The organism is Antarcticimicrobium sp., from assembly GCF_029212575.1.
In the GTDB taxonomy this organism is placed as follows: Bacteria; Pseudomonadota; Alphaproteobacteria; order Rhodobacterales; family Rhodobacteraceae; genus Antarcticimicrobium.
This window is the reverse complement of sequence record NZ_JARGPK010000052.1, coordinates 56,202-81,892: the sequence shown is the minus strand read 5'-3', so window position 1 is coordinate 81,892 and position 25,691 is coordinate 56,202. Positions and strand designations below refer to the sequence as shown.

General features: G+C 66.0%; 21 protein-coding genes. 8 read left to right on the top strand and 13 right to left on the bottom strand.

Going from position 1 to position 25,691, the window contains the following annotated elements; translation table 11 throughout:
* On the top strand, positions 1–469 hold a 469-nt coding region (locus tag P1U75_RS10870; RefSeq protein ID WP_300243064.1), incomplete at its 5' end, for an acyl-CoA thioesterase.
* On the opposite strand, the gene pgi is transcribed toward P1U75_RS10870, so the two are convergent.
* Genes pgi through zwf form a run of 3 tightly spaced genes read right to left on the bottom strand, consistent with a single transcriptional unit; the run spans position 466 to position 4,232 of the window.
* Entirely contained in the window at positions 466–2,073 is a 1,608-nt protein-coding gene (pgi, locus tag P1U75_RS10865; RefSeq protein ID WP_300243062.1) for a glucose-6-phosphate isomerase, read from the bottom strand. The genes P1U75_RS10870 and pgi overlap by 4 nt on opposite strands.
* Before the next feature lie 24 nt (positions 2,074–2,097).
* Positions 2,098–2,769 (bottom strand): 6-phosphogluconolactonase, encoded by a 672-nt coding sequence (gene pgl, locus P1U75_RS10860; RefSeq protein ID WP_300243059.1) that lies wholly within the window; start codon positions 2,767–2,769, stop codon positions 2,098–2,100.
* Positions 2,766–4,232 (bottom strand): glucose-6-phosphate dehydrogenase, encoded by a 1,467-nt coding sequence (gene zwf, locus P1U75_RS10855; protein ID WP_300243057.1) that lies wholly within the window; start codon positions 4,230–4,232, stop codon positions 2,766–2,768. The genes pgl and zwf overlap by 4 nt, the downstream gene beginning before the upstream one ends.
* 167 nt (positions 4,233–4,399) lie before the next feature.
* On the opposite strand from zwf, the gene P1U75_RS10850 reads away from it, so the two are divergent.
* On the top strand, positions 4,400–5,353 hold the full coding sequence (locus P1U75_RS10850) for a radical SAM protein (protein WP_300243054.1): 954 nt from the start codon (positions 4,400–4,402) through the stop codon (positions 5,351–5,353).
* Positions 5,354–5,383: 30 nt separating this feature from the next.
* Here P1U75_RS10850 and P1U75_RS10845 read toward each other — a convergent pair whose 3' ends face one another.
* Both P1U75_RS10845 and P1U75_RS10840 read right to left on the bottom strand, forming a co-directional pair.
* Positions 5,384–6,469, bottom strand: a complete 1,086-nt coding sequence (locus tag P1U75_RS10845) for a hypothetical protein (protein WP_300243052.1) — start codon at positions 6,467–6,469, stop codon at positions 5,384–5,386.
* A gap of 159 nt (positions 6,470–6,628) precedes the next feature.
* Positions 6,629–6,898: an usg protein gene (locus P1U75_RS10840; RefSeq protein ID WP_300243050.1), complete on the bottom strand. Its 270-nt coding sequence runs from the start codon at positions 6,896–6,898 to the stop codon at positions 6,629–6,631.
* Between the two features lie 286 nt (positions 6,899–7,184).
* Here P1U75_RS10840 and gyrA point away from each other — a divergent pair, with 286 nt between their 5' ends.
* Entirely contained in the window at positions 7,185–9,839 is a 2,655-nt protein-coding gene (gene gyrA, locus P1U75_RS10835; protein WP_300243048.1) for a DNA gyrase subunit A, read from the top strand.
* A gap of 62 nt (positions 9,840–9,901) precedes the next feature.
* On the top strand, positions 9,902–10,741 hold the full coding sequence (locus P1U75_RS10830; RefSeq protein WP_300243045.1) for a thioesterase family protein: 840 nt from the start codon (positions 9,902–9,904) through the stop codon (positions 10,739–10,741).
* Here the strand turns inward: P1U75_RS10830 and P1U75_RS10825 are convergent.
* Together P1U75_RS10825 and P1U75_RS10820 are read right to left on the bottom strand one after the other, a co-directional pair.
* Positions 10,738–11,544, bottom strand: coding sequence for an IclR family transcriptional regulator (locus tag P1U75_RS10825; RefSeq protein ID WP_300243042.1), 807 nt, complete (start codon positions 11,542–11,544; stop codon positions 10,738–10,740). The genes P1U75_RS10830 and P1U75_RS10825 overlap by 4 nt on opposite strands.
* Positions 11,545–11,652: 108 nt before the next feature.
* Positions 11,653–12,570: an NAD(P)-dependent oxidoreductase gene (locus P1U75_RS10820; protein WP_300243039.1), complete on the bottom strand. Its 918-nt coding sequence runs from the start codon at positions 12,568–12,570 to the stop codon at positions 11,653–11,655.
* A gap of 315 nt (positions 12,571–12,885) precedes the next feature.
* On the opposite strand from P1U75_RS10820, the gene P1U75_RS10815 reads away from it, so the two are divergent.
* Positions 12,886–14,577, top strand: a complete 1,692-nt coding sequence (locus P1U75_RS10815) for a thiamine pyrophosphate-binding protein (protein ID WP_300243037.1) — start codon at positions 12,886–12,888, stop codon at positions 14,575–14,577.
* Entirely contained in the window at positions 14,564–15,334 is a 771-nt protein-coding gene (locus tag P1U75_RS10810) for an SDR family NAD(P)-dependent oxidoreductase (protein ID WP_300243035.1), read from the top strand. The genes P1U75_RS10815 and P1U75_RS10810 overlap by 14 nt, the downstream gene beginning before the upstream one ends.
* Positions 15,335–15,422: 88 nt before the next feature.
* On the opposite strand, the gene P1U75_RS10805 is transcribed toward P1U75_RS10810, so the two are convergent.
* Entirely contained in the window at positions 15,423–17,120 is a 1,698-nt protein-coding gene (locus P1U75_RS10805) for a thiamine pyrophosphate-binding protein (protein ID WP_300243033.1), read from the bottom strand.
* 181 nt (positions 17,121–17,301) lie between these two features.
* On the opposite strand from P1U75_RS10805, the gene P1U75_RS10800 reads away from it, so the two are divergent.
* Together P1U75_RS10800 and P1U75_RS10795 are read left to right on the top strand one after the other, a co-directional pair.
* Positions 17,302–18,252, top strand: coding sequence for a 3-hydroxyacyl-CoA dehydrogenase family protein (locus tag P1U75_RS10800; RefSeq protein ID WP_300243031.1), 951 nt, complete (start codon positions 17,302–17,304; stop codon positions 18,250–18,252).
* The gene (locus tag P1U75_RS10795; RefSeq protein ID WP_300243029.1) at positions 18,249–19,010 is read left to right on the top strand and encodes an SDR family oxidoreductase; all 762 of its coding nucleotides are present in this window, start codon (positions 18,249–18,251) and stop codon (positions 19,008–19,010) included. The genes P1U75_RS10800 and P1U75_RS10795 overlap by 4 nt, the downstream gene beginning before the upstream one ends.
* Before the next feature lie 12 nt (positions 19,011–19,022).
* On the opposite strand, the gene P1U75_RS10790 is transcribed toward P1U75_RS10795, so the two are convergent.
* The 5 genes from P1U75_RS10790 to P1U75_RS10770 all read right to left on the bottom strand — a co-directional run bounded on the left by P1U75_RS10790 (position 19,023) and on the right by P1U75_RS10770 (position 25,459).
* Positions 19,023–20,102 (bottom strand): acyl-CoA dehydrogenase family protein, encoded by a 1,080-nt coding sequence (locus P1U75_RS10790; RefSeq protein ID WP_300243027.1) that lies wholly within the window; start codon positions 20,100–20,102, stop codon positions 19,023–19,025.
* 13 nt (positions 20,103–20,115) lie between these two features.
* Positions 20,116–21,273, bottom strand: a complete 1,158-nt coding sequence (locus tag P1U75_RS10785; protein ID WP_300243025.1) for an acyl-CoA dehydrogenase family protein — start codon at positions 21,271–21,273, stop codon at positions 20,116–20,118.
* Positions 21,270–23,459 (bottom strand): acetate--CoA ligase family protein, encoded by a 2,190-nt coding sequence (locus tag P1U75_RS10780; protein ID WP_300243024.1) that lies wholly within the window; start codon positions 23,457–23,459, stop codon positions 21,270–21,272. The genes P1U75_RS10785 and P1U75_RS10780 overlap by 4 nt, the downstream gene beginning before the upstream one ends.
* 194 nt (positions 23,460–23,653) lie before the next feature.
* Positions 23,654–24,940: a TRAP transporter large permease gene (locus tag P1U75_RS10775; protein ID WP_300243022.1), complete on the bottom strand. Its 1,287-nt coding sequence runs from the start codon at positions 24,938–24,940 to the stop codon at positions 23,654–23,656.
* Positions 24,941–24,943: 3 nt separating this feature from the next.
* The gene (locus P1U75_RS10770; protein WP_300243020.1) at positions 24,944–25,459 is read right to left on the bottom strand and encodes a TRAP transporter small permease; all 516 of its coding nucleotides are present in this window, start codon (positions 25,457–25,459) and stop codon (positions 24,944–24,946) included.
* Positions 25,460–25,691 lie beyond the last annotated feature (232 nt).

Here is a 25,691-nt window from a genome sequence, read left to right as displayed (position 1 = left end):
CTATCTCACCCCGTTGACGCCCGAAGAGCAACTGGCCCAAGGCCTGACCACGCCGCAGCCGCTGGCGATGGCCGACCGGGTACGGTTTTCCGAACTGGACAACCAGAACCACGTCAACAACAAGGCCTACATGGACTGGTTCGAGCGAGTGCGGATCGAGCATCTGAACCAGGTCGTCGTGCCGTATTATGCCCCCGGCCCCGCCCCGCGCGTGGCGCTGCACAGCGCCACCATCCGCTACCTCAGGGAAATGCTGGCGGGGGAATCCTATATCGCGACCGCCGGCGTTGCCGCGTTTCGCTCATCCTCCTTCACGCTGGAACAACAGATCTGGTCCGGAGACCTGCGCGCTAGGCTGAGCGCGGTGATCGTGATGCTGCGCCCCGACGGCTCGGGCGCGCACTACCCTCTGCCCGAGGCGCTGCGCGACCATCTCAGAATCGAAGAGGGTGCACGGATCGACGCCTAACCGCCGTTTCGCCGCACGAAACCCACAAGCGCCGCGGTCGACCCATCCAGCCCGTCGCAGGCCATGGAGCCGTCCAGCACCGGCCCCAGCGAGGTTGCCATCTCCTTGCCCAGTTCAACGCCGAACTGGTCAAAGGAATTGATCCCCAGGATCGCCCCCTCGACAAACACCCGGTGTTCGTAAAGCGCGATGATCTGGCCAAGTACGAAAGGTGTAAGCAGCGCGTAGCTGAGGGTAACCGAGGGCCGGTTGCCGGCAAAAACCCGGTGCCGCGCCTGCCGGTCAAGCTCGACCCCGGACAGCCCGCTTCCAGCAAGCAGCGCCCGCGCCTCTTCCAGCGACCGGCCCAGCATCAGCGCCTTGGACTGGGCCAGGCAATTGGCCACCAGCAGGCGGTGATGGTGGGCCAACTCCGGCTCATGCCCCTGCGCCGCAACGAGGAATTCGCAGGGCACCGCATCGGTGCCCTGATGCAGAAGCTGAAAGAAGGCGTGCTGCCCGTTGGTCCCCGGCTCGCCCCAGACGATGGCGCCGCTGCGCCCCGCAAGCGGTGTACCGTCCATCGCAACCGACTTGCCGTTCGATTCCATCTCCAACTGCTGGAGATAGGCCGGCAGCCGCGCCAGCCGCTGGTCGTAAGGCAGCACCGCGCGGCTGGGGTGGTCGCACACCTGGCTGTGCCAGAGCCCGGTCAGCGCCAACAGCACCGGCAGGTTCCCGACCCAATCCGCCGTGCAGAAGTGCCGGTCCATCGCCTGCCCGCCACGCAGGAACGCGCGAAAATCCTCCGGCCCCACCGCGATCATCAGTGGCAGCCCCACTGGCCCCCAGACCGAATAGCGGCCGCCGACCCAATCGGCAAAACCGAACACATGCTCGGGCGGGATGCCGAAGGCCCCTGCCCGCTCCGGCTCCGAGGAGATCGCCGAGAACTGCCGCGCCGGATCGCCGCCGCCCCTGACCATCCAGTCGCGCGCGGTATGCGCATTCGTCATGGTCTCGACCGTGGTAAAGGACTTCGAGCCCACGTTGACCAGCGTCGTTTTCGGATCGAGCCCCCGCAACGTATCCGAGATATGCGCGCCGTCGACATTCGAGACATAGTGCAGCCGCGGCCCGTCATGATAGGGCGCCAGCGCCAACGTCGCCATCGCCGGTCCCAGGTCCGAACCCCCGATACCGATGCTCACCACATCGGTGATGCGCCCGCCGGCCCCGGTCAGGCTCCCGTCGCGGACCGCATCGGCAAAGACTGCCATCCGGGCCAGCCAATCGCGAACCTGGGGCACCACGTCAGCTCCATCGACGGTAACCGCGCCGCCGTCCAGATTGCGCAGCGCCGTATGCAGAACAGCGCGGTTCTCGGTCTCGTTGATCCTTGCGCCCGAAAACATCGCCTCGCGTCGGTCAGCCAGACCGCGCTGATCGCAGAGCGCCAGTAGCGCTGCGCGGATTTCGTCGTCGATCTGGGTCTTGGAATAATCCAGCCGCAGCCCATCGGTCTCGGCGCAGAACCGCTCCGCGCGGATGCCATCCCCCTCGAACAGCGCCATTATCCGCCGCTCTTTCACCTGCCCGCGCAGGGTCTTCAATTCCGTCCACATGAAAATAGATTGCCTTCGATCAGTTTATTCCGCCCAATGGACCGTCGCGCCCTTCAGCACAGCCTGCACCGGCGCCTCTTCCGGCGGCAGGGACATCGCGCGCTCCAGCGCCGCGCGTTTCTCGTCTCCATAGATCACAAGATGCTTCGACAGGGCGCCGTCCAGCACCCGCGCGGTCAGCGTGACCCGCGGTTCCGGCACGCCATCGGGCCGCAGCACCGCCAGAACCGGAGCCTCGGGATCCAGCGCCGCGGCCAGTCCGTCGGCCCCGGGAAACAGCGAGGCGACATGCATGTCGGTGCCCATGCCCATCAGCAGGACCGAGACCGGAAGTTCCGGGATCAGCATCGCCTCGATCTCGGCCAGCGCGTCCTCGGGGTCGCCGCCCGGCGCGTAGAGCGGCAGGAACCGGGCCGAAGACGCCCGGTCGGTGATCAGCCGTTCGCAGATCAGTCGCCCGTTCGAGCGCGGATGATCCTGCGGAACCCACCGTTCGTCGGTGGGAAAGACGTGAACCCGCCCCCAGTCGAGATCGGCGGCACAGAGATCGTCGAAGATCGGCCCCGGCGAGGTGCCGCCCGGCACCGCAAGGGAAACGCTGTCATGGTTCAGCAATTGCGCTTTCAGTTCACCCGCCAGGTGGTTGGCAAGATCGATCGCCAGCATCTCGCGATCCGGGTACTCTGCCAGGTTCATGGGTTGATCCCCCGCCATCTGCGTTCGTCGCGTTTCATCAGCAGATCCGCATCGGTCGGACCGGTGCTGCCGATCACATAGGGTTTAGGCACATCTCCGCGCGACTGCCAGCCCGCTATCACCGGGTCGGTCCAGGCCCAGGCCTCCTCGACCTCGTCACCGCGCATAAACAGGGTCTGATTGCCCCGGATCACATCCATGATCAACCTCTCATAGGCATCCGCCGGGTCGCGCCCGTCCGGCCCCAGCGCCTCGGCAAAGGACATGTCCAGCGGCACGTCGACCAACCGCATCCCGCCCGGCCCCGGTTCCTTGATCGTCACATGCAGGGTGATGCCCTCGTTCGGCTGCAGACGGATGGTCAGGATATTGGCATGCTGCCCCGCATCGGCGCCGAAGATCGAATGCGGCGCATCCTTGAACATCACGTTGATCACCGAAGACCGCGCCACCAGTTGCTTGCCCGTGCGCAGATAGAACGGCGTGCCGGCCCACCGCCAGTTGCTGATATGCGCCTTCAGCGCGATATAGCTCTCGGTCGTGCTGCGCGGGTTGCCGACCTCGTCGCGGTAGCCCGCCGCGCCGTCAGGTTGCGCGGGATCGGCGGTGTATTGACCGCGCACGATGTGATGCGGTGATACCGCGTCGAGCGCACGGATCACCTTCAGCTTTTCGTCGCGCACCGAGTCCGGCTCGAACTTGGCCGGCGGCTCCATCGCGATCAGGCACAAAAGCTGCATCAGGTGGTTCTGCACCATGTCGCGCATGGCGCCGGCGCTGTCGTAATACTCGCCGCGCCCGCCCACGCCGACCGTCTCGGCGACGGTGATCTGGATGTGATCGACATACTGGCTGTTCCACAACGGCTCGAACAGCATATTGCCGAACCGCACCGCCATCAGGTTCTGCACGGTTTCCTTGCCGAGGTAATGATCGATCCGGTAGATCTCGCGCTCTTCGAATTGCTCGGCCAGCGCCGCGTTCAACGCCCGCGCGCTGGCCAGGTCATGACCAAACGGCTTTTCCACCACGATCCTGGTATCCTCGGAGACCAGGCCGAACTCGCGAATGCGCCGGGCCAGGTCGCCGAACAGGTCGGGCCCCACCGAGAAGTAGAAGGCGCGCACCCGCCCCGGCGTCAGCTTTTCGCCCAGCTCCGGCCAGCCGCTGGATCCGCGCGCATCGATCGCCTGATAATCGACGCAGTCGAGGAACCCGGCCAGGGCGCCAGCCTCGCAAGCTTGCGCCGGACTGAACTCGCGCAAAGCGCCCGCCACGACATCATGGAATTCGTCGCGGCTCATCTCGCTCCGCGCCGCGCCGATCACCCGCGCCTGCGGCGACATCTGTCCGGCACAGAACCGCCGGAACAGCGCCGGCAGTATCTTGCGCCGCCCCAGATCGCCGGTCGCGCCGACCACGATCAGGTCGAAAGGCTCCACCGGAATCACCCGCGACGCCATGCTTTCTCTCCTGCTGCTCTGCTTCCCGCGCCCGCCTGACGCCCGACACCCGTATCTCACCGGGGTATGACATGGCATCACAACTCCGTCAGGCCGCCGGGGCCGACTTTAACTCCTTGAGCGTCTCAGGCTAGATCAATCTGACCGGAAGAAGGGAAAACCACGGGATGAGAGACGATCTGCACGCCATCGCCAACGCCGGCAAGTTTATTGATCGCCGCGTGACCGCGGATGGCCAGCCGCGCGCCTCGGTGTCGCTCAGCCATCCCGATACCCTGTGGTTCAACACCGGTACGCTGTGCAACATCACCTGCGCCAACTGCTATATCGAAAGCAGCCCCACCAATGATGCGCTGGTCTATATCACCGCCGACGAGGTGACCGATTACCTCGACCAGGCCAAGGCGCGCGGCTGGCCGCTGCGCGAGATCGGCTTTACCGGCGGCGAGCCGTTCATGAACCCGCAGATGATCGATATGACCGGGCGCGCGCTGGCACGAGGCCATAACGTCCTGATCCTGACCAACGCCATGCAGCCGATGATGCGGCCGCGCGTCAGGGCCGGGCTGCAGCGGCTGCGGGCCGAGCATGGCGGCCGCCTGACGCTACGGGTGTCGCTGGACCATTACACGGCCGAGCACCACGACTCCGAACGCGGCACCGGCAGCTTTGCCCGCACGCTGGAGGGGATGGACTGGCTGCGCGACAGTGGAATCGCCATGGCGGTGGCGGGCCGGACCCTCTGGAACGAGACCGAGGACCAGGCCCGCGCCGGCTATGCTTCACTCTTTGACGCGCGCGGATACGACATCGATGCCCATGATCCGGGACAAACCGTCCTGTTCCCGGAGATGGACCTTGGCGCCGAGGTGCCCGAGATCACCAGTGCCTGCTGGGGAATCCTGAACAAATCGCCCGAAGGCTTGATGTGTGCCTCTTCCCGCATGGTGGTCAAGCGACGCGGCGCCGCGCGCCCGGCGGTTCTGGCCTGCACGCTGCTGCCTCACGAACCCGAGTTCGAACTGGGCGAGACGCTGGAAGAGGCCGAGGCGGATGTCTTCCTCAACCACCCCCATTGCGCCAAGTTCTGTGTATTGGGCGGGGCTCGCTGCTCGGCCTGAGGCGGGCATCTCCCCCGCCCGGGACACGCCTCAATACAACCAGTCGCCGACCTCGAAGTTCGCCGCTGTCAGGTCGATCGCCCCACCGAAGCTGACCAGAACGTTGTCGCCGAAGTAAAGCTTGCCTGCAGCGGTATCCATATAGAGCTTGTCCTCCTCGGCCGCGCTCCACACCGATTTGTCAAAAGTCACCTCGGTGTCGCGGAACTCCTCCGCGTCGAAAACAATGACGTCCTTCTTGGTCGAGAAGTCCCTGATCTTGGCCAGCTTGGAATAGCTGTCGAGTTCGAGAAAGACCGTATCCCTGCCCTTGCCGGTGCGAACGTCGTCCGGCGCGTTTTCGAAACTGCCCGAAAGCAGATAGATGGCGTCATTGCCCGCTCCGGCATTCGCGGTTTCCCTGTACATCCCGTCCAGCACGATGGTATCGGCCCCGCCCCTGGTCCGGATCACCGCCTCGAACTCATCGGGATAGGTGGTGGTCGATGCGTTCATCAACACCACGTCGTCCCCCTTGCCCATATCCACCACCAGCGAACTGACCACGGGGATCTCGGCCGAATACTCGAACCGGTCGTCCCCTCCGCCCAAACTGACCCGGATCTCACCGCCGGCCTGCATCGATGGGATCAAACTGGACGCGGTGGCCTGTTGCAGCCGCACCGTTTCATCCAGTTCCCCGCCAAGAATGTTCAGTTCTCCCAGCTTCTGCAGCGAGTCGAATTCCTCCAGCGTGATATCGTATTCCCGATGTTCCACCGAACGCAGCAACGGCGCGATCCCGGACAGGTCCATCTCGCTTTTCGTCGCATTGTATTCGGTCAGATCGACACTGATCTCGACCGCCAGCGTGTCATAACCCTTGCCGCCGTCGAAGCTGAGTTGCGCCAACTGCTCCAGCCCGGAGTATCCGTTGAAGTTGAGAAAGACATTCTGCAGCAGGTCCCGCCCGCTGCCGCCAAAGAACCGGTCCGACACATCGTAATCCGGATCGACCCCGTCGACCCCGTAGAAATAAAAGACATCGTCGCCCCCCAGCCCATAAAAGCTCTCGCGAATCTCGCCGCTGGCGGACAGGGCGTCGTCGCGGTCGGTGCCGATATAGGTGCTGCGCATGGTGATATTTTCCTTCGATGGACTGCCTGTACCCGAACATCCCCGGCCTTTTTCCCGGCCATGGAACCCCGGCGCCAGCCTAAGCGGCGGCCTTCCCCGGCACAACCGGGCGCTTCGCATTGCTCGTATCGCGCACCGCGCGAGCGGTGCGCGGCAACGTCAGTGCAGCGTGAATTCGCCCACCACGTTACGCCATTCCCCCGGCGCGATCATCTTGCGGTGGGTGAAACGCACCGAATGCAGCGGCCCCTCGATCTCCTTTTGCCAGAACTCCACGAATTCGAACAGCCGCGGGTGGTCCGGCGCCAGGTCGTAGTCCTGCCAGACGAAACTGTTCAGCACGTGGGCATAGTCGGGCATGTGATAGAAAAACTCCGCCGTGGTCAGCCCGTATCCCTTCAGCATCAGTTCGGTTTCCGATGTTTTCATTTTTTCGGCCTCTTTCATGCTCTCACAGGACCATGATCGCCGGAATTCACATGTTTACAACAAAAACAGTATGTTAGCAGGTGGTTACCCCGGCTGCCAGAGGGAATGGGAAAGGGCCATTGCACCTTATCTACCGGGTCTGATAAGGTGTCCACACAATATCTAGACCCTGCACAAAGAATGGGCATGACAGTTGAGCGATACGCCGGAACCTCCTGAAAACACTGACGAAACCCAACCCGAACGCCCCGTCTACCACGGGCCGTCGGTGTCGATAGAAGCCGAGATGCGTACGTCCTACCTGGACTATGCCATGTCGGTCATCGTCAGCCGGGCGATCCCCGATCTGCGCGACGGGCTCAAACCTGTGCACCGCCGCATCCTCTACGCGATGCATGAAACCAACAATGGCCATGACAAACCCTATCGCAAATCGGCCCGCCCGGTTGGCGACGTGATGGGCAAATACCACCCGCACGGCGATTCAGCGATCTATGACGCGCTGGTCCGCATGGCGCAGGATTTCTCGATGTCGCTGCCGCTGCTCGACGGCCAGGGCAACTTCGGCTCGATGGACGGCGATAACGCCGCGGCCATGCGCTATACCGAGGTGCGGATGGACAAGCCGGCAGCCTACATGCTGGCGGACATCGAAAAGGAAACCGTCGATTTCCAGGACAACTACGACGGCAAGGACCGCGAACCCACGGTCCTGCCGGCGCGGTTCCCGAACATGCTGGTCAACGGCGCCGGCGGCATTGCCGTGGGCATGGCCACCAACATCCCGCCGCACAACCTGGGCGAGGTGGTCGAGGCCACGCTGGCCCTGATCGAGGACCCCGATCTGACCAGCGAACAGCTGATCGAGTACATTCCGGGCCCCGATTTCCCGACCGGCGGCGTCATGCTGGGCCGCTCCGGCGCGCGCAAGGCCTATCTCGAGGGGCGCGGCAGCGTCGTCATCCGCGCCAAGACCCGGGTCGAGGAGCTGCGCCGCGACCGCTACGCCATCATCGTCGACGAGATCCCCTATCAGGTCAACAAGGCCGCGATGATCGAGAAGATCGCCGAACAGGTCCGCGACAAGAAGATCGAGGGCGTCGCCCACGTGCAGGACGAGAGCGACCGCAACGGCGTCCGCGTGGTGGTCGAGTTGAAGCGCGACGCCACCCCCGACGTGGTGCTGAACCAGCTCTACCGTTTCACCCCGATGCAGGTCTATTTCGGTTGCAACATGCTGGCGCTGAACGGTGGCCGGCCGGAACAGCTTACCCTGCGCCGGTTCCTGACCTCCTTCCTCGAATTCCGCGAAGAGGTGGTAGTGCGCCGCACCGCCTTCGACCTGCGCAAGGCCCGCGACCGCAGCCACATCCTGTGCGGCCTGGCTGTGGCGGTCTCCAACGTCGACGAGGTGGTGGCGACCATTCGCAGTTCGGCCGATGCCGCAGAGGCGCGCACCCGCCTGATGGAGCGGCGCTGGCCCGCCGGAGAGATCGCCGGTTACATCCGGCTGATCGACGATCCGACCCACCCGATGAACGAGGACGGCACCTATAACCTGTCCGAAACTCAGGCCCGCGCGATCCTGGAGCTTCGGCTGCAGCGCCTTACCCAGCTTGGCGTCAAGGAGGTCACCGACGAGCTCGAGGATCTGGCCGCCAAGATCAAGGAATACCTGGAAATCCTCGGCAGCCGCGAACGCATCCTCGAGATCATCAGCACCGAGTTGCGCGAGGTGAAGGACCTCTTCGCCGTGCCGCGCCGCACCGAGATCGTCGACTGGTCCGGCGACATGGAGGACGAGGACCTGATCGAGCGCGAGGACATGGTCGTGACCGTGACCTCGGTCGGCTATATCAAGCGCACGCCGCTGGCCGATTTCCGCGCCCAGAAACGCGGCGGCAAGGGCCTCAGCGGCATGGCGACCAAGGACGAGGACGTGGTCACCACCCTCTTTGTCGCCAATACCCATACCCAGCTTCTGTTCTTCACCACCGAGGGGATGGTCTACAAGCTCAAGACTTGGCGGCTGCCGCTGGGCGGACGCACATCCAAGGGCAAGGCCATCGTCAACATCCTGCCGATCCCCACCGGCGTTTCCGTCGCCGCGATCATGCCGGTGGACCGCCCCGAGGAGGAATGGGACGACCTTCAGATCGTCTTCGCCACCTCGGCCGGGGACGTGCGCCGCAACGCGCTGAGCGATTTCACCAACGTCAAGCGCAACGGCAAGATCGCCATGGAGCTGCCCGAGGCGGTGGAACTGGTCAACGCGCGGATCTGCTCGGAGGACGACGACGTGATGCTGGTCACCGACTCGGGGCGCGCGATCCGCTTCCCGGTCACCGATGTGCGGGTGTTCAAGGGCCGCAAGTCCACCGGCGTGCGCGGCATCCGCCTGAGCGGGACGGATCGCGTGGTGTCGATGTCGGTGATCCGCCATTTCGAGGCCGAGGCCGAGCAGCGCGCCGCCTATCTCAAGATGCGCCGCGCCGTGGCCGGCCTTGCCGACGATGCCGAATCCGACGACGAGGACGAGGCGCAGCCCGGCCTGATCAGCCAGGAACGCTATGCCGAGATGTCGGCGGCCGAAAACCTGATCCTGACCATCACCACGGGCGGCGCGGGCAAGCTGAGCTCCAGCCACGACTATCCAGTGCGCGGACGCGGCGGCATGGGCGTGGCGGCGATGGACAAGGCGATGCGCGGCGGTGCTGTCGTCGCCTCCTTCCCGGTCGAGATGGACGACCAGATCATGCTCGCCACCTCCAAGGGGCAATCGATCCGGGTGCCGGTCGAGGGGATCTCGTTCCGCTCGCGCAGCGCCGGCGGGGTCAAGGTGTTCGACACCGGCCGGGGAGAGGAAGTCGTCAGCGTCGCCTGGATCGCGGATCAGGGCGACGAGGACGACAGCGAAGCAGACACCGGCGGCGAGGCCTGACCCATGGAGCGGCTGGCGGTCCGGTTTGACGCCCCGCTGGCCGGACGGGAGAATAACGCGCAATGAACGACCCCCTCGACAGTGAGCTGACCCATGTCTCGACGATCCAGACCTGGGAATGCGATTCCAACGCCCACCTGAACGTCCAGTTCTTTCACCAGCGCTTCCGAGAGGCCGGGCACCTCTTCCGCCTGCGCCACGGCCTGCCGGGCACCTCGATGGTCTCGGCCCACACAAGGTTCCGGCGCGAGCTGCACGTCGATGACACCGCCACCATCTTCACCCTGCCCGTGCAGGACGCGGACGGGCAGCTGTTCCTGCTGCACCGGCTGACGCTCGACGGCGAAACGCTGTGCTGCACCTCGCTGGACCGGCTCACCGGCACGGTGCCCGGGCTGGTCGCCCGGCCGCTGACGGAGATCCCCGAGGCGGCGCCGCGCGGGCTGCCCGGGACGCCGACCGTGCCGATCGCGGACACCGGGGCGCTGGTCGCCTCGGGGGCGGCGCGGATCACCTGTATCACCCATGTGCTGCCCGCCGACATGGACCACGCCGGCGAATGGCGGGCCGAGCGGCTGGTGTCGAGCTTCAGTAACGGCGGGCAATCGGCCTGGCAGATGATCGGCGCCACGACCCCCTATTTGCGCGAGCGGAACCTGGGCCGCGTGGTCGTTGAGATGACGCTCGACCGCTTCGCTTCGCCCGCCCCGGGCGCGGTCCTGCGCCAGACCAGCCGGAGCATCGAGATGAACGAGAAAACCTATCGTTTCGGTCACCAGATCGAGGACGCGGTGACCGGCACCCTCTATGCCGCCGGAGAGGCGCTGTCGATCCTGATGGATCTCGGCAGCCGCAAGGCAGTGCCGATCCCACAGGAGCTCAGGGCCCCCGTCCCCGCCTAGAGCATGCCGCGCGCGATATGCTCGATCTTGCGGGCGGTCGCCAACAGGCGCGGTCCAAGATCCTGCCGCAACCGTTCCGTGGTGATGATCGAGCGCAGCCCGCCGACGTTGACCGCGTAGACCGGATACCCGTCCGGACGCCGGATCACCGCGCCGGCGGAGTTGGCCTCGGCGATCCAGTCGCCGCCGCTCAACGCAAAGCCGTGTTCGGTCGCATAGGCGATGGCCGCGCGCACCTTGGGCTCGACATCGGGCCATTCGTCGCCGAACTGCTCAGCCTCTGCGTCCAGATGCGCCTCGCGTTCGTTCTCCGGCAGCGCGGCAAGGAACGCACGCCCCATGCCGGTGCTGATCATCGGAATGCGCGAACCGACGCCAAGCCGGATCGCCATCGACGCAGGCGTCCGACAGGCCTCGATATAGATGATCTCATGCCCGTTCGGGGTGCCGAGATAGACGCTGGCATCGGCATATTCCGCCAGCTCCTGCATGTAGGGCCGCGCGATGTCCCGGATCTCCATCTGCGCCATCACGTCATAGCCCAGCGTCAGCACTGCCGGCCCCAGCGAATAGCGCCCGGTATCCTCGTCGTAGTTGAGATAGCCAAGCTCGGTCAGCGTGAAGGTCAGCCGCGACACCGTTGCCTTGGGCAGATCGACGCGCGAGGCGATCTCGGCATTGCCGATCGGGCGGTTGTCGGGGCCAAAGGATTTCAGAACCGCCAGTCCCCGCGCGAGCCCGGAATTGATCCTGTAGTCCTTCTGTCCACTCGATTCAGACGGGGCTTCTTTTCTTTTGACCAAGGCGATTTCCAATTTCGGGCTGTCGAATTGCTATAATGGCACAAAGACATAGCGATCCGGAATACCGAACGCAAATCCCGTGAACCGCAGGTTGTCCGAGCCGCGAAATCACCGCGCGGCGATCTCGCGGTAGAGCGCCACGGTCTCGCGGATGCCCACCTGCAGGGGCTGCTCCTCGACCCGGCCGATCACCTGCTCCAGCGCGCCGGTCTCGAACCCGTCGCAGGGCGAGATCCGCACCGTCTCGGCGCAGCTCACACGCGCGTCGGGCACCGCAGCGCGGATGGCCGAAACGACCTCATCGGTGGAATGAACCGTGTCGGTCACATCCGACAGCAGCGCCCCGGACCAGGACGCGACGGCGGCCCGTGCAAACATCTCCGCAACATCGCCCGCGTATTGAAAGCAACTGCGCGTGGTAAAGGGGATCTCGTACGCCTTTCCCAGCGCGGCGGCCTCGATCGCCCGCGTGATGGCCGAGGTTTCGCCGTCGTCGCGCCCCACGCCGTAAACAACATAGGGCCGCAGCCCCAGGCTGGGCACCCCGTGGTCCTGCCAGTAGATCCGGGCGATCTCCTCGTCCGTTTTCTTGAACACGCCGTAAAGGTTCGACGGCGCGTTCGCCGGCCCGCGCGGTTTCGCGGCGATGGAACTGGTATAGATGATCCGGTCGATCCCGGCCTTTCGGGCCGCCTCGAAGATGTTGATATGCCCGCCAATGTTGATCGCGGCCCCCAGCGCGGGCCTCTCGCGGCATTGCGGGATCTGCAACGCGGCCAGATGGATGATGCCGGTGGGCCGGGTCTCCTCGATCAACGCCTCGAGGATCCCCGCATCGGTCACGTCACAGCGGTGAAACGTCACCAGGTCGGCGGGCAGATCCGGTTTCAGCAGGGCCAGCCTGCGATGGTCCTCACTGACGTCGGTGGCAACCACCTGCACGCCGCGCTCGACCAGCCGGGAAATGATCCATGATCCCAGGAACCCGGTTGCCCCGGTGATGAAGATCCTGTCGCCTGATGCCATCGCCCGCCCCCAATTTTTACCTGCCAAACTTGGAACCCCCACGCGGCACCGGGGCGCTCCACCGCGCGACAGATGCGCAGGAAGGCCCGTCATGCCCCTGATTCCAATCTCTTTTCTTCTTACCCACCCCACATCCAAGGATCTGGCCGACCTGATTACCATTCCCGGTCCGGCGGGTTTTCAATATTTTTAAAACCGTATTTCAATTCTGGTTGAAAGTCAATTTCGAAACCGGTAGCGTCATCGTCGAGGAGCCAGACGGCCCGCCCCCGCTCCGTGCGTGGCGGACCCAATGCCGGAGGAAACGGAAAACCCATGCCGAAGACGAATGAAATGGTTGTACGCACGCTGATCGAAAGCGGCGTGAAGCGGGCCTTTACCCTGCCGGGGCTGGGGGTCACCTGGTCCCTGCCGGCGTTCTACGATGCCAAGGACGACTTCGAGATCGTGCTGTGCCGCAACGAATGGATCGCCTCGATCATGGCACAGGCGGCCGGGCGGCTCACCGGGGAACCCTCGGTACTGATGGGCCAGGGCCCCTGGGTCACCACGATGGGCGGCCTCGGCATCCTCGAGGCGCATTTCGCCGGCTCGCCGATGGTGGTTTTGACCGAAACCTCCGATTACGACGGTTACGGCCAGATGGGCTGCTATCAGACCATGACCGGCGATTACGGCGGTGCCAACGCGCTGGCCTCGCTGAAGCCGATCACCAAATACGCCACCTATGCCACATCGCCGGAAGAGGCGGTGTTCGGCACCCAGATGGCGGTGAAACACGCCTCCCTGCCCCGGATGGGCCCGGCGGCGGTAGTGATGAAGACCTCGATCATCCGGCAGGAGTTTCCGGAGGCCGCCAAACCGGTGATCTACCCCAGTCCGGGCTATTTCGCCTACACACCCGCGCGCCCCGACCCCGAAGCCGTGCGCAAGCTGGCCGCGCTGATCGACAAGGCCGAGCGCCCGGTAATCGTGGCCGGAAACGGCGTGCTGGCCGCCGAGGCCGGTGGCGCGCTGCAGGCGCTGGCGGAAAAGACCGGAATCATGGTCGCCACCAGCTACAACGCCAAGGGCGTGATCGCCGAAACCTCGCCCATTTGCGCCGGCATGATGGGCACATGGGGCCACCGCACCGCCAACCGGGTCGTGGCGCAGGCCGACCTGGTGGTAATGCTGGGCGCCTCCATGGGCCCCGACTACACCCGGTTCCGCGACCCCGGCCTGATCCGCCCGGGCGATCAGACGCTGGTGCAGGTCGATGTCGATCCGCGCAACGCCGGATGGGTCTATCCGGTCGATCTGGCGATCACCGCCGATGCCGGCGACGTGCTGGCGATGCTGGAGGAGATCGGCCTGTCGCAGGAGCGCGCCGAATCGCGCACCGGGGCGGGCATGGACCTCAAGACGCGGCATGGTTATTTCGAGCTGCCCGATCTTCCGGCGGCGCAGGGCACGGTGCATCACACGGACGTGGTGCGCGGGCTGCAGGATTTCCTCGGCCCCGACGACCTGCTCGCGCTCGATGCCGGCGCCCAGCGGATCTGGGCCACCTTCGGGCTGCGGATGCCCTATCCCGGCCAGCTCCTGGTGCCCGGCGGCACCGGCGTGATGGGCTGGGGCGGACCGGCGGCCACGGCGGCCAAGATCGTGCGCCCGGACAAGCGGATCACCTGTCTGGCGGGCGACGGCGGCTTCATGATGACGGTGCAGGTGCTCCCTACCGCGGTGCAGCAGAACCTCGACGTGGTCTACCTGGTTTCCAACAACGCCGGTCTCGGCATGGTGCGCGACAACCTCGGCGACAAACGGATCGCGGTCGATTTCAACGACGTCGATTTCGCCAAGGTCTCCGAGGGGATGGGCGCCAAGGGGCTGACCGTCTATCACCCGAGCGAGATCCGCGATGCGCTGGACGAGGCGCACAAGATGGGCGGGCCGGTCGTCGTCGACGTCAAGGTCGATCCCGAGGCCAGCCATCATCAGGCGGTCGACAATGACCCGCTTTGAGGGGCGCCGCGCGCTGATCACCGCCGCCGGCAGCGGCCTCGGACGGGGCATGGCCTTTCGGCTGGCGCAGGAGGGCGCCGCGGTCACCATCTGGGACCGCGATCCCGAGGCGCTGGCCGAAGCCGCGGCAGAGGCCCGCGACGCCGGGCTGAACGTTACCACCCAGGCGCTCGACATGACCCACGAAAAGGCGATTGCCGGCGCCGTCGAGCGCATGGCGCAAGGCGGCGCCATCGACGTGCTGGTCAACAACATCGGCGGCTCGTTGCACACCCCGTTCCGCTTCCTCGACCAGAGCGAGGAGGATTGGGATCGGGTGATGGACGTCAACGTCACCGCCTGCGTGCGCACCACGCGGGCGGTGCTGCCGCATATGGTGGCGGCAGGCTACGGGCGGATCATCAACATGGGCTCCAAGGCCGGGCGCTTCGGCAGCCTCTTCGCCGGCGCCAACTACGCCGCCTCGAAGGGGGCGATGCAGGCCTTTACCCTGCAGATCGCGCAGGAGTTCGGACCCCACGGCATCACCTGCAACACCCTCTGTCCCGGCGCGATCCTGACGCCCCGCGTGCAGCGGCTGCTGTCCGAACGCCAGTCCGAGGAAGAGCGGCAAAAGGTGCTGCAATCCATCCCGGTGCGCCGTCACGGCACGGTCGAAGACATCGCGGCAGCGGTGGCCTATTTCGCCTCCGAGGAGGCCGGTTTCGTCAACGGTGCCTCGCTCGACATCAACGGCGGCCAGGCGATGGTGATCTGAGGCGGGGGCCCTGCCCCCGCCGGACCCGGTTCAGGCCGGATTGTACGAAATGCCAGCCGAATTCCCGGATCCCTCGGCGGTGCGCCGATCACCCCAGCGGCGGCTCCCAGGCCTCGGGGGCGCGCGGATGGATGTCGGTCACAACGTCGATCAGCACCGGCTTGCGCGCCGCGATAGCGCGATTCAGCGCCGGGCCCAGGTCCGCCGGGTCCTCGATCCGCACGCCCTCCACGCCGAACTCCCGCGCCAGGGCGGCAAAATCGGTGGGGCCAAAGCGGTTGATCTCTTCCGGGCTGCCGCCCTCGCGCCCGGCGTAGAACGAGGCGACCTTGGGCGTGCCCTGCCCGAAGCCCGAGTTGTTGTTGATCACCGTCACCACCGGGATGTTCCAGCGCCGCTGGGTCTCCAACTCGCTCAGGTGGTAATAAAACGCCCCATCGCCCGAGAAACAGACCACCGGCCGCTCCGGCGCGCCGCATTGCGCCCCCAGCGCCGCCGGAAAGGCCCAGCCGAGCGATCCCGCCGCCCGCAAATAGCTTTGCCCCGGATGCGGCAGCTCCAGCATGGTGGCGGTCCAGATCCCGGAATACCCCGTATCCGCGACCAGAACGCCGTTCTCCGGCAGCGCATCGGAGACCTCCCGGCACAGCCGTTCCACCGTCACCGGGCTGGTGTCGGAGCGGCAAAGCGGCGCCACCTCCGCCCGCCAGTCGCCGACGACCTGCGCGACATGCGCGGCCCAGTCGCCCCAGCCATCGCGCGGCGCAACCGCCGCCGCCAGATCGGCCAGCGCCTGTTTCGGGCAGCCCCAGACGCCGCGGGTATCGGGATAATTGCGCCCGATCTCCTGCCCGTCGAGGTCGATCTGGATGATCGCGGTGCCCTGCGCGGGCACCTTGTAATTGTTGGTGGGCTGGTCGCCCGCAAGGCAGCCGACAAAGATCACCAGGTCGGCCTCATGCACCAGCCGGTTGGCCGGCGGCGCGGAATAGGTGCCGACCGTGCCGATGTGCAGCGGATGCGTGGTCGGGATGATGGTGCGCCCGCCCAGCGAGGTTGCCACCGGGATGTTGCAGCCCTCGGCAAGGCGCAGAGCCTCGGCCTGCGCCCCGGCCTGGATCGCCCCCGCGCCGACGACCAGTACCGGGCGTTCGGCCCGCGCCAGGCGTTCCGCCGCCACGGCGATTGCCGCGGGCGGCGCCACGGGCCGGTGTTCCGGCAGACGCCCCAGCGCCGGATCGGGCAGCACCGGATTGGGCACCGCGCCCTTTTCCAGCACCTCGCCGCCCAGCCCGTTCAGGTCAAGGTGAACCGGACCCGGCGAGCCATCCCGCGCCATGCGAAAGGCCTGCGCCAGCAGATGCGGCAGCTCTCGCGCCTCGGCCACGTCCATCGTCGCCTTGGTCACCGGCGTGAACAGCGGCTTGTGATCCACCTCCTGATAGGCGTTGCGATGGCGCAGCATCGGCTCCTTGCGCCCGGTCATCGCCACCAGCGGCGCCCGGTGCAGACAGGCGTCCTGCACCCCGGCGGCCAGATTCGCCGCGCCCACAGACTGCGCCATGCAGACGCCGACCCGGCCCGAAACCCGCGCGTAGCCGTCGGCCATATAGGCGGCCGATTTCTCCGAATGGGCCAGGATTCGGGTGATCCCCAGTTCCTCCATCTCGACCAGCGTCGGGCGCAGGATCGCGTCCATGAAGAAGACATGGCTGACGCCGAGGGCGTTGAAACTCTCGGCAATGTAACGGGCCCCGGTCATCGGATTTTCTGTCGCGCTGGTCATCGTCTGTCTTCCTGTCGGATTGTTGTGCGGGGGGCGCGGTCAAAGCGCTTTTGGAATTTGATTTCAGAAAATTGCACGAATTTCAAGCTTGGGATTGCGTTTTTTGAAATTCTATTTCACTTTTACAGCGTGATCGAGGGGCGCCGGACCGCATCCGACGCGCGAGGGGGAGGGAGGACCGATGGCAATCGAAACAGTGGCGGTGATCGGGGCGGGCACCATGGGGCACGCGCTGGCGCTGGTACACGCGCTTGGCGGTTGCCGGGTGGCGCTGCACGACAACGCGGCGCAGGTTCTGGCCCGCGCGCCAGAGCTGATCCGCGCCGCGCTGGCGACGCTGCAAGAGGCCGAAACCCTCACGCGCGCCAAGGCCGAGGCCGCCGTCGCCCGGATCACCCCGGTCGATACACTGGAGGAGGCCCTCACCATCGCCGATCTGGTGGTCGAGGCGGTGGTGGAGAAACCCGAGATCAAGACACTGGTCTTTGCCGCGATCGACCGCCACGCCCGACGCGGCGCGATCCTGGCCTCCAACACCTCCTACCTCGATGTCTTTCCGCTGATCCCGGATGCCCGGCAGGCGCGCGCCGCCGTCGCCCATTGGTACACGCCACCCTATATCGTGGATCTCGTGGATCTTGCCCCCGGCCCGCAAACCGACCCCGCCGTGATCGAGGCGCTGCGCACGCTTTACACCGGCTTCGGAAAGATGCCGGTGGTTTTCGACCACCTTGTGCCCGGCTACATCGCCAACCGCCTTCAGGCGGCGCTGAACCTCGAATGCCTGCGGATGATCGATGCCGGATGGGCCACGGCGCAGGACATCGACCGCTCGATCCGGCACGGGCTGGTGGATCGCCTCGCGGTGCTCGGCCACATGAAGAAGATGGATTACACCGGGCTGGAAATGGTGCGCAACGGCATCGCCGGGCGCAGCTATCAGCCGCCCGAGAACACCGGCGAGACCCCGGTGCTCGACCGGCTGATCGCGGCCGGGCGCACCGGGGTGCGGGCCGGCGCCGGATTCTACGACTATGGCGACAGGCCCGCCGAAGAGCTGTTTCACGACCGCGACCTGCGCCTGCTGAGGCTCAAGGCGCAACTTCAGGGCAATGAGGGAGAGGACCATTGATCAAGGCAGATCTGACAGGCAAATGCGCGCTGGTGACGGGTGGCGCCTCGGGCATCGGGCTGGCCACCGTGACCATGCTGGCGCAGATGGGGGCGAAGGTGGCGCTCAACCACCTCGTCGACGACCCGGCAGGCCCGGCGCGGGTGGCGGAGCTTTGCGCGCAGCGGCTCGACGTGATCGCGGCGCCCGGCAACATCTCGCACCCCGGCGAGGCCGAGGCGATGGTAACGACCGCCATCGCCACGCTCGGCGGGCTCGATATCCTCGTCAACAACGCCGGCACCTCGGGCACCCGCGACAAGATCCCGCCCGAGGACCTCGACAAGATGACCGAGGAGTTCTGGCAACTTCTGCTCAACACCAACCTGATCGGCGCCTTTCGCTGCGCCCATGCGGCGGCCGGGGCGCTGAAGGATCGCAAGGGCGCCATCGTCAACATGGCCTCGATCGCCGGGGTCGGGCAGCAGGGCAGTTCCATCGCCTATGCCGCCAGCAAATCCGCGCTGGTCAGCCTGACCCGCAGCCTGGCGCGCGGGCTCGCCCCCGAGGTGCGGGTGAACGCAGTGGCCCCGGGCCAGACCAAAACCCCCTGGACCGAGGACTGGCCGGAGGAGCGCAAGCAATGGGCGCGCGACATGGCGGTGCTGAAACGCCGCTCCGACCCCGAGGACATTGCCGAGGCGGTGCTCTACCTCTGCGCCGGGGCCGGCATGGTCACCGGCCATGTTCTGGTGGTCGACGGGGGCATGACGCTCTAGCCCCCGCCCCGGTCAGGCGGCCTCGCGAAACCGTTTCAGATGGGTGGCACGGCTGCCGCCCATCTGGGTCAGCACCAGCAGCCGCTTGACCATATGGCCGACGGGCAATTCGTCCGTCACCCCCATGCCGCCGTGCAGCTGCACCGCGTCGCGCAGGACCGCGCGTGCGCTCCCCGCGATCTTGATCCGCGCCGCCGACACCAGCCGGGCGCGAAATCCGGTATCCGCGCTCTCCATTGCCTCGGCGGCCAGTTGCACCATCGACTGCGCCTCTTCGCGGGCGATGAACATGTCGGCCATGCGGTGCTGCACCGCCTGGAACCGACCGATGGGGCGACCGAACTGCTCGCGCAGCTTCACATGCTCGAGCGTGGCACGGTAAAGCGCGTCGATCAGCCCCGAGGTTTCGGCCAGCATGCCGAGCAGCCCCATGTCGGCGCCAAAGGCCAGCGCCGGGGCACAGCCGGTGATGACCTCTCCCGCGTCACAGGACACCCCGTCGAAAACAACCTTCGCCGCCGCCTGGCCATCGACCAGCCGGAACCGGGTGACCCCGGCCTTTTCCAACGGAACGCGGATCAGTACCGGCGCGCTCTCCATCCGCGCCACCACCCAGAAGGCCCGCGCCGCCGCCCCGCCGACGACCAGCGGTGCGCGCCCTGCCAGCGTCACCCGTTCTCCGTCTCGCATGGCGGTGATCGGCGCCGCCTCCTCCCCGCCGGCCATGACCTCGATGCAGCCTCCCGACAGCACCGGCGCAAGTACCGCCTCGGCATCGGGCAGCGCGCGAGCCAGCGTCGCGGCGCAGCGCATCACGACCGGCCCCACCGGCTCCAGCACCAGCCCCGCGCCCAACACCTCCAACAGCGCCACGATCTGAACCGGCGGCAGGCCCAGCCCGCCCGCCGCCTCCGGTACCGGGGCGAGCAGCCATCCCAGCCCGGCCATGTCGGCCCAATGCACCGGGATCTGGTCGTCGGGCTTGCGTAGCATCTCGCCGCGCCGCGCCAACCCGTAGCGGTCGGCAACGAACCGTTCCGCGGTTTCCTTCAGCATCGTCACCCCGTCGTCGGGCGGATCAAGACGGATCATCTGCAGCCCTCCTTCACAGCCCCAGCACCTGCCCGGCCAGAATGCCGCGCTGGATCTCGTTGCTGCCGCCATAGATCGACAGTTTTCGCCAGTTCAGGAACTGATAGGCGGCATTCTCGAACGGCGCCTCGGCGCCCTCGCTTTCCCGTTCGGGCAGCGCCGCAGGGCCGGCGACCTCCAGCATCAACTCGGTCAGCCCCTGCTGGATCTCCGTGCCCCGGATCTTCAAAAGCGAGGTTTCCGCCCCGATCCGTGCCCCGGCCTCGGCCGCGTTCAACAACCGCAGCGTGGTCGCCTCCACCGCCATGATGTCGATCTCAAAGGCCGCGAGCGCATCGGCGACCTCCGGATCGGCCCCACGCCCGGCCGCATCGGCCATCTCCCGCACCCGCTGCAACAGGTGTTTCGACCGCCCGATCCCCCCGATGCCGAACCGCTCGTTCTCCAGCAACGCCTTGGCATAGGTCCAGCCCCGGTTGATCTCGCCCACCACCTGGTCGTCGGGCACGAAGACATCGTCGAGAAAGATTTCGTTGACCTCCTCGGTTCCGTCCATCAGCCGGATCGGACGCCGCGTGAACCCATCCGAGGCCATGTCCACCAACATCATCGAGATGCCTTGTTGCTTCTTCGCCTGCGGGTCGGTGCGCACCAGGCAGAAGATCCAGTTGGCGTATTGCGCATAAGTGGTCCAGGTCTTCGACCCGGAAATCCGCCAGCCGCCCGCGACCCGTACCGCCCGGGTGCGCAGCGAGGCCAGGTCCGATCCCGCCCCCGGCTCGCTGAACCCCTGGCACCACCAGTCGTCGCCCGAAAGGATGCCCGGCAGGAACCGCGCCTGTTGCCCCGGGGTCCCGAAACGCATCAGGATCGGCCCGATCATCTTCAATCCGAACCCCGGCAGAGGCGGCGTGTGCTGGCGGAACATCTCCTCATCCGCGATAAGCCTTTGCCGCGCGCTCCAGCCCGGCCCGCCATGCTCCACCGGCCAGGCCGGGGCGACCCAGCCCCGCTCGAACAGACACTGCTGCCAGCGCGCGAAATCCTCTCGCGTGAGCGGTGCGCCCCGCGCCACCTTGTCCCGGGTCCCGGGGTGCAGGTTCGCGGTGACAAACTCGCGGATCTCTTGCCGGAATGCCTCATCCTCGGCACCGTTCAGAAGATCGGTCATGCGCCCGCCTCCGGCTTGACGATCAGCGCGTCCACCGCAACACAGCCCTCACCCTCGGGCAGCACCAGGACCGGGTTGATGTCGATGCCCTCGATCCGCTCCGCATGGGCCACCGACAGCGTCGAGAGCCGCAGGATCGCGTCCTCCAGCGCGGCGCGGTCGGCCTTTGGCGCGCCCCGGAACCCCTCCAGCAAGAGACCCAGCCGGGTCTCGTCGATCATCTCCCGCGCGTCCTCGGCGGTCAGCGGTGCGCGGCGCAGCGCCACGTCGTTCAGCAGTTCGGTCATCACCCCGCCAACACCGACCAGGATCATCGGGCCGAAGTCGGGATCGTTCTGCATCCCCAGAATCGCCTCGACCCCGCCCTTGACCATTTTCTGTACAAGACAGGGCGCGGACTCCCCGTTCAGGGTGTGCCCCGAAAGCTTGCCCTCCAGGTCGGCAAAGGCTGCGCGTACCGCGTCGGCATCGGAGAGGCCGAGGTGCACCAGCCCGGCATCGGACTTGTGCTCCATCCCGTCGGCCAGCCCCTTCATCACCACCGGAAAGCCGATCTTTTCCGCCGCGGCCAGCGCCTCGGCCTCGGTGCGCACCAGTTGTTCTCCCACCATCGGCAGACCATAGGTGCGCAAGGCTGCTTTCGCGGCATGTTCCGACAGGCTCCGCCCGCCCTGCGCCAACAGGGTCTCCACGATTTCCGCAGCCCCGGCAGGCACCTCCGGCGGCGGGGTGCCGTCCCGCCTTGACGCCTTGCGCCTGTGGTAATCCACGAACCGTTTCAGCGCCCTCAGCATCTGCTGGCTGCCGCGATAGATCGGCAGACTGCGGTCGCGCGCCAGTTGCTCGTAGCCGGCCTTGACCACCTTGCCGCCGTCATAGACCACGACGATCGGCTTGTCCGACGTCCGGGCAAGGTCCAGCACCGGGTCGATCAGGTTGCCGCGCCAGGCCTCGCGCACCTGGTGGATGAAGACCACCATGATGTCGGTATTTACATCGGCCAGCACCGCCTTCAGGCTGGCGCCCCAGCGTTCGGGGTGGTTGTTCACGTTGCCCGACAGGTCCAGCGGGTTGACCGGCGGGGTGAAATCCAGAAGCGGTTTCAGCCTGTCCACCGTGGCTTCGGTGAAGTCTGCCATCGGCAACCCCAGCGCCTCGGCCTGGTCGGCCATCACGCCGCTCCAGCCGCCGGAAAAGGTCACCACCGAAATGCGGTCACCGCGCGGGGCGGGGCATTTGTCGAACAGCGCCGCCACATCGGCCAGCTCAAGCGGGTCATCGACGGAAACGATGTTGTTTTGCCGGAACACGGCCTCATAGGTGCGAAAGGCGCCGGCCATCTTGCCGGTATGGGCCAGCGCGGTGCGCGCCGCGCGCTGGCTGCGGCCCAGTTTCAGCACGATCAGGGGTTTCTCCGCCGCCTGCGCCTGTTCTGCCAGATCAAGAAACCGCGACGGCGTGCGCAGCCCCTCCAGCGCCATGCAGACCGAGGCGATCTGCGGGTCCTGCAAGGCCCAGCTCGCGTAATCCGCCGCCTCCACGTTCAGCTCGTTTCCGGTCGAGACCAGATAACGCATGTGCACGCCCTGATCGTGGGCCCGCGCCAGAAGCACCATCAGAAGCTGCCCGCTTTGCGAGATCAGCGCGGTCCGCCCGGCCGAGAGATCCTCGGGAAAGGTCGCCGCCGTCAGCCCCATGAAGCCGCTGTCGAGATTGGCCAGCCCGAGGCAGTTCGGCCCGCAGATGGCGATGTGGTTGCGGTTGGCAACCTCGCGCAACCGCTCCTCCAACGCCCTGCCCTCGTCTCCGGTTTCGGAAAAGCCCGAGGCGAGGATCACCGCGCCTTGCACGCCCTTTCTGCCGCAATCTTCCAGGATGTCGGGCAGTGCCCGTTGCGGCACGAACATCAGCGCCGCATCGACCGGCTCGGGGATCGCCGAGACCGACGGGTAGCAGCGCAGCCCGTTCAATTCCTCATACTTGGGGTTGACCGGAAAGATCTTGCCCGTATAGCCCAGCCGCCGAAGCACCGGCACCGCCATGCCGCTCCAGCCCTCGGCCCTGGCGCTGGCACCGACGACCGCGATGCTTTGCGGGTTCATCAGGCCGGACAGCCGGGTGTGAACCCCGACCTCTTCCGGGACAGCCGAGACATCGCCGGTGGCAACCGCTGTTTCCGATGACATTCCTTGTCCTTTCTTGAGCTTGAAAATGGCGCGGGGAACCCGCCCTGTCATACCCCCGGTCACGACGCCCCGGCGGGCCGGGCCCGAAACGCGCGGACGGCCCATTGGAAACGCCAGGATTCGGGCTTGTGAGTCACAGATGTCCGGGGGGCCCGGCGCGCCGCAAAATCGCGGCCGCGCCCGGGCCTTCCCCGTCAGGCGTAGCCAAAAAGCCTGGGGAAATACATCGTGAAGAACGGGACATAGGTGATCAGCAACAAGACCACGATCTCGGCCGCGATGAACGGCAGGATCGCCACGCTCAGCCGCGCAAGGCTGACGTTGGATATCCCGCAGGCGGCGAACAGCACCAGCCCGAAGGGTGGCGAGGCCAGCCCGATGGTCAGGTTGGTACAGGTGATCAGCCCGAAGTGGATCGGGTCGACCCCGTACTGATAGGCGATCGGCGCCAGAAGCGGCCCCAGCACGATGATCGCGAACCCCATGTCGAGGAACATCCCGATCACCAGGAACAGGATGTTCACCAGCAGCAGGAACACATACTTGTTCGCGGTTAGCGACACGAAGACCAGCGTCACATGCTCCACAAGGTTGTAGTAGCTGACCAGCCAGCTGAACGACTTGGCGCAGGCCAGCAGGAACATGATCATCGCCGTCGCCTTGACCGTGTTGGTCAGGATCGGGACGATATCCGAGAGCGACAGGCTCCGGTACAGGATGAACCCGACCGCCAGCCCGTACATCACCGCCACCGCCGAGGCCTGCGTCGGACTGAAGAACCCGCCAAGGATGCCGCCCATGATCAGCGCCGGCAGAAGCAGCGCCGGAAGCCCCTGGAAAATCGCCAGCAAAAGGCGCACGACTCCGACGAAGGGTGCGCGTTCGCCGTACCCCTTGCGAACCGCGATGATATAGGCGGTCACCATCAGGGAGATGGCCACCAGGATGCCCGGCAGCATCCCCCCCAGGAACAGCCCGGCGATCGAGACGTTCATCACCGAGGCATAGATCAGCATCGGAATGCTGGGCGGAATGATCGGCCCGATCACCGAACTGGAGGCGGTGACGGCGGCGGCGTATTCCTCGCTGTAGCCGTTTTCCTTCATCGCCGGGATCATGATCCCGCCAACCGCGACCGTGTCGGACACCGCCGAGCCGGTTATCCCGGCAAAGAACATGCTGGCGACGATATTGGTATGGGCCAGCCCGCCCCGGATCCAGCCCACCAGCGATCCGGCCAGGGTCATCAGCTTGTCGGTGATGCCGGCGCGGTTCATGATCTCGCCGGCCATGATGAAGAAGGGGATCGCCAGCAAGAGCAGGTTCTCGGTGCTCGAGAACATCCGCTGCGGGATCTGCAGGAACAGACGCGGATCGCCGATATCGACGTAGACGAAGATGGTCATCAGGACCAGGCAGAAGGCAATCGGCACACCGAGCAGAAGCATCGGGACAAAGCTGCCAAAGATAATTCCAATCACGGGTCAGACTCCGACGGTTTGGCGTTCGGCCGCCGGCTTCCTCGGATCGGGAAGCGCGGCGCCGACGCTGAACAGCCCCATCAGCGCGCCGCCGACAGGAACCGAGAGGTAATAGTAGAAAAGGTTGATATCGAGATAGAGCGAGGTCTGATATTGCCCGACGAAGAGCGCCATCTTGATCCCGTAAAAGACCATCACCCAGACGATGATCAGCGCCATCGCGGTATAGAGGATCCGCAGCGCGCGCTTGAGCCGCGGCCCCAGCATGTCATAGACCAGCTCGACCCCGATGTGACCGCCGTGCCGGGCAATGACTCCGGCACCCACGAACACCGCCCAGGCGAACAACAGGTTGTTGACCTCTTCCACCCAGATCAGCGAATTGCCGACCACCTGATCGACGATGATGCCGGTCGCGGTATTAAGGAACAACAGCCCGGTCAGCGCCATGGCAATCGCCATGGAGCCGCGTTCGAGCCAGTCGAGAAAGGTCTGGTAGCCGACCAGGAATGTCGTCATTTCGGCAGTCTCCTTGCCGCCGTGGACCGGAATCCGCTGTAGCGGACTCCGAAGTTGGGGATGTCAGGGGGCGGACCACGGCGTGCAGTTCGCCCCCCTGTTTCAACCGCTCGATTGTTTTTTCGACCTGTCTGTCGTTGGCCGCCGTTCGGCGCATCGCTCCGACCGCGGGGCGCGACCCGGGCCAGGGGGAGATGCCCTCCTGACCCGGACCGGCCGCTTTGCGATAGGC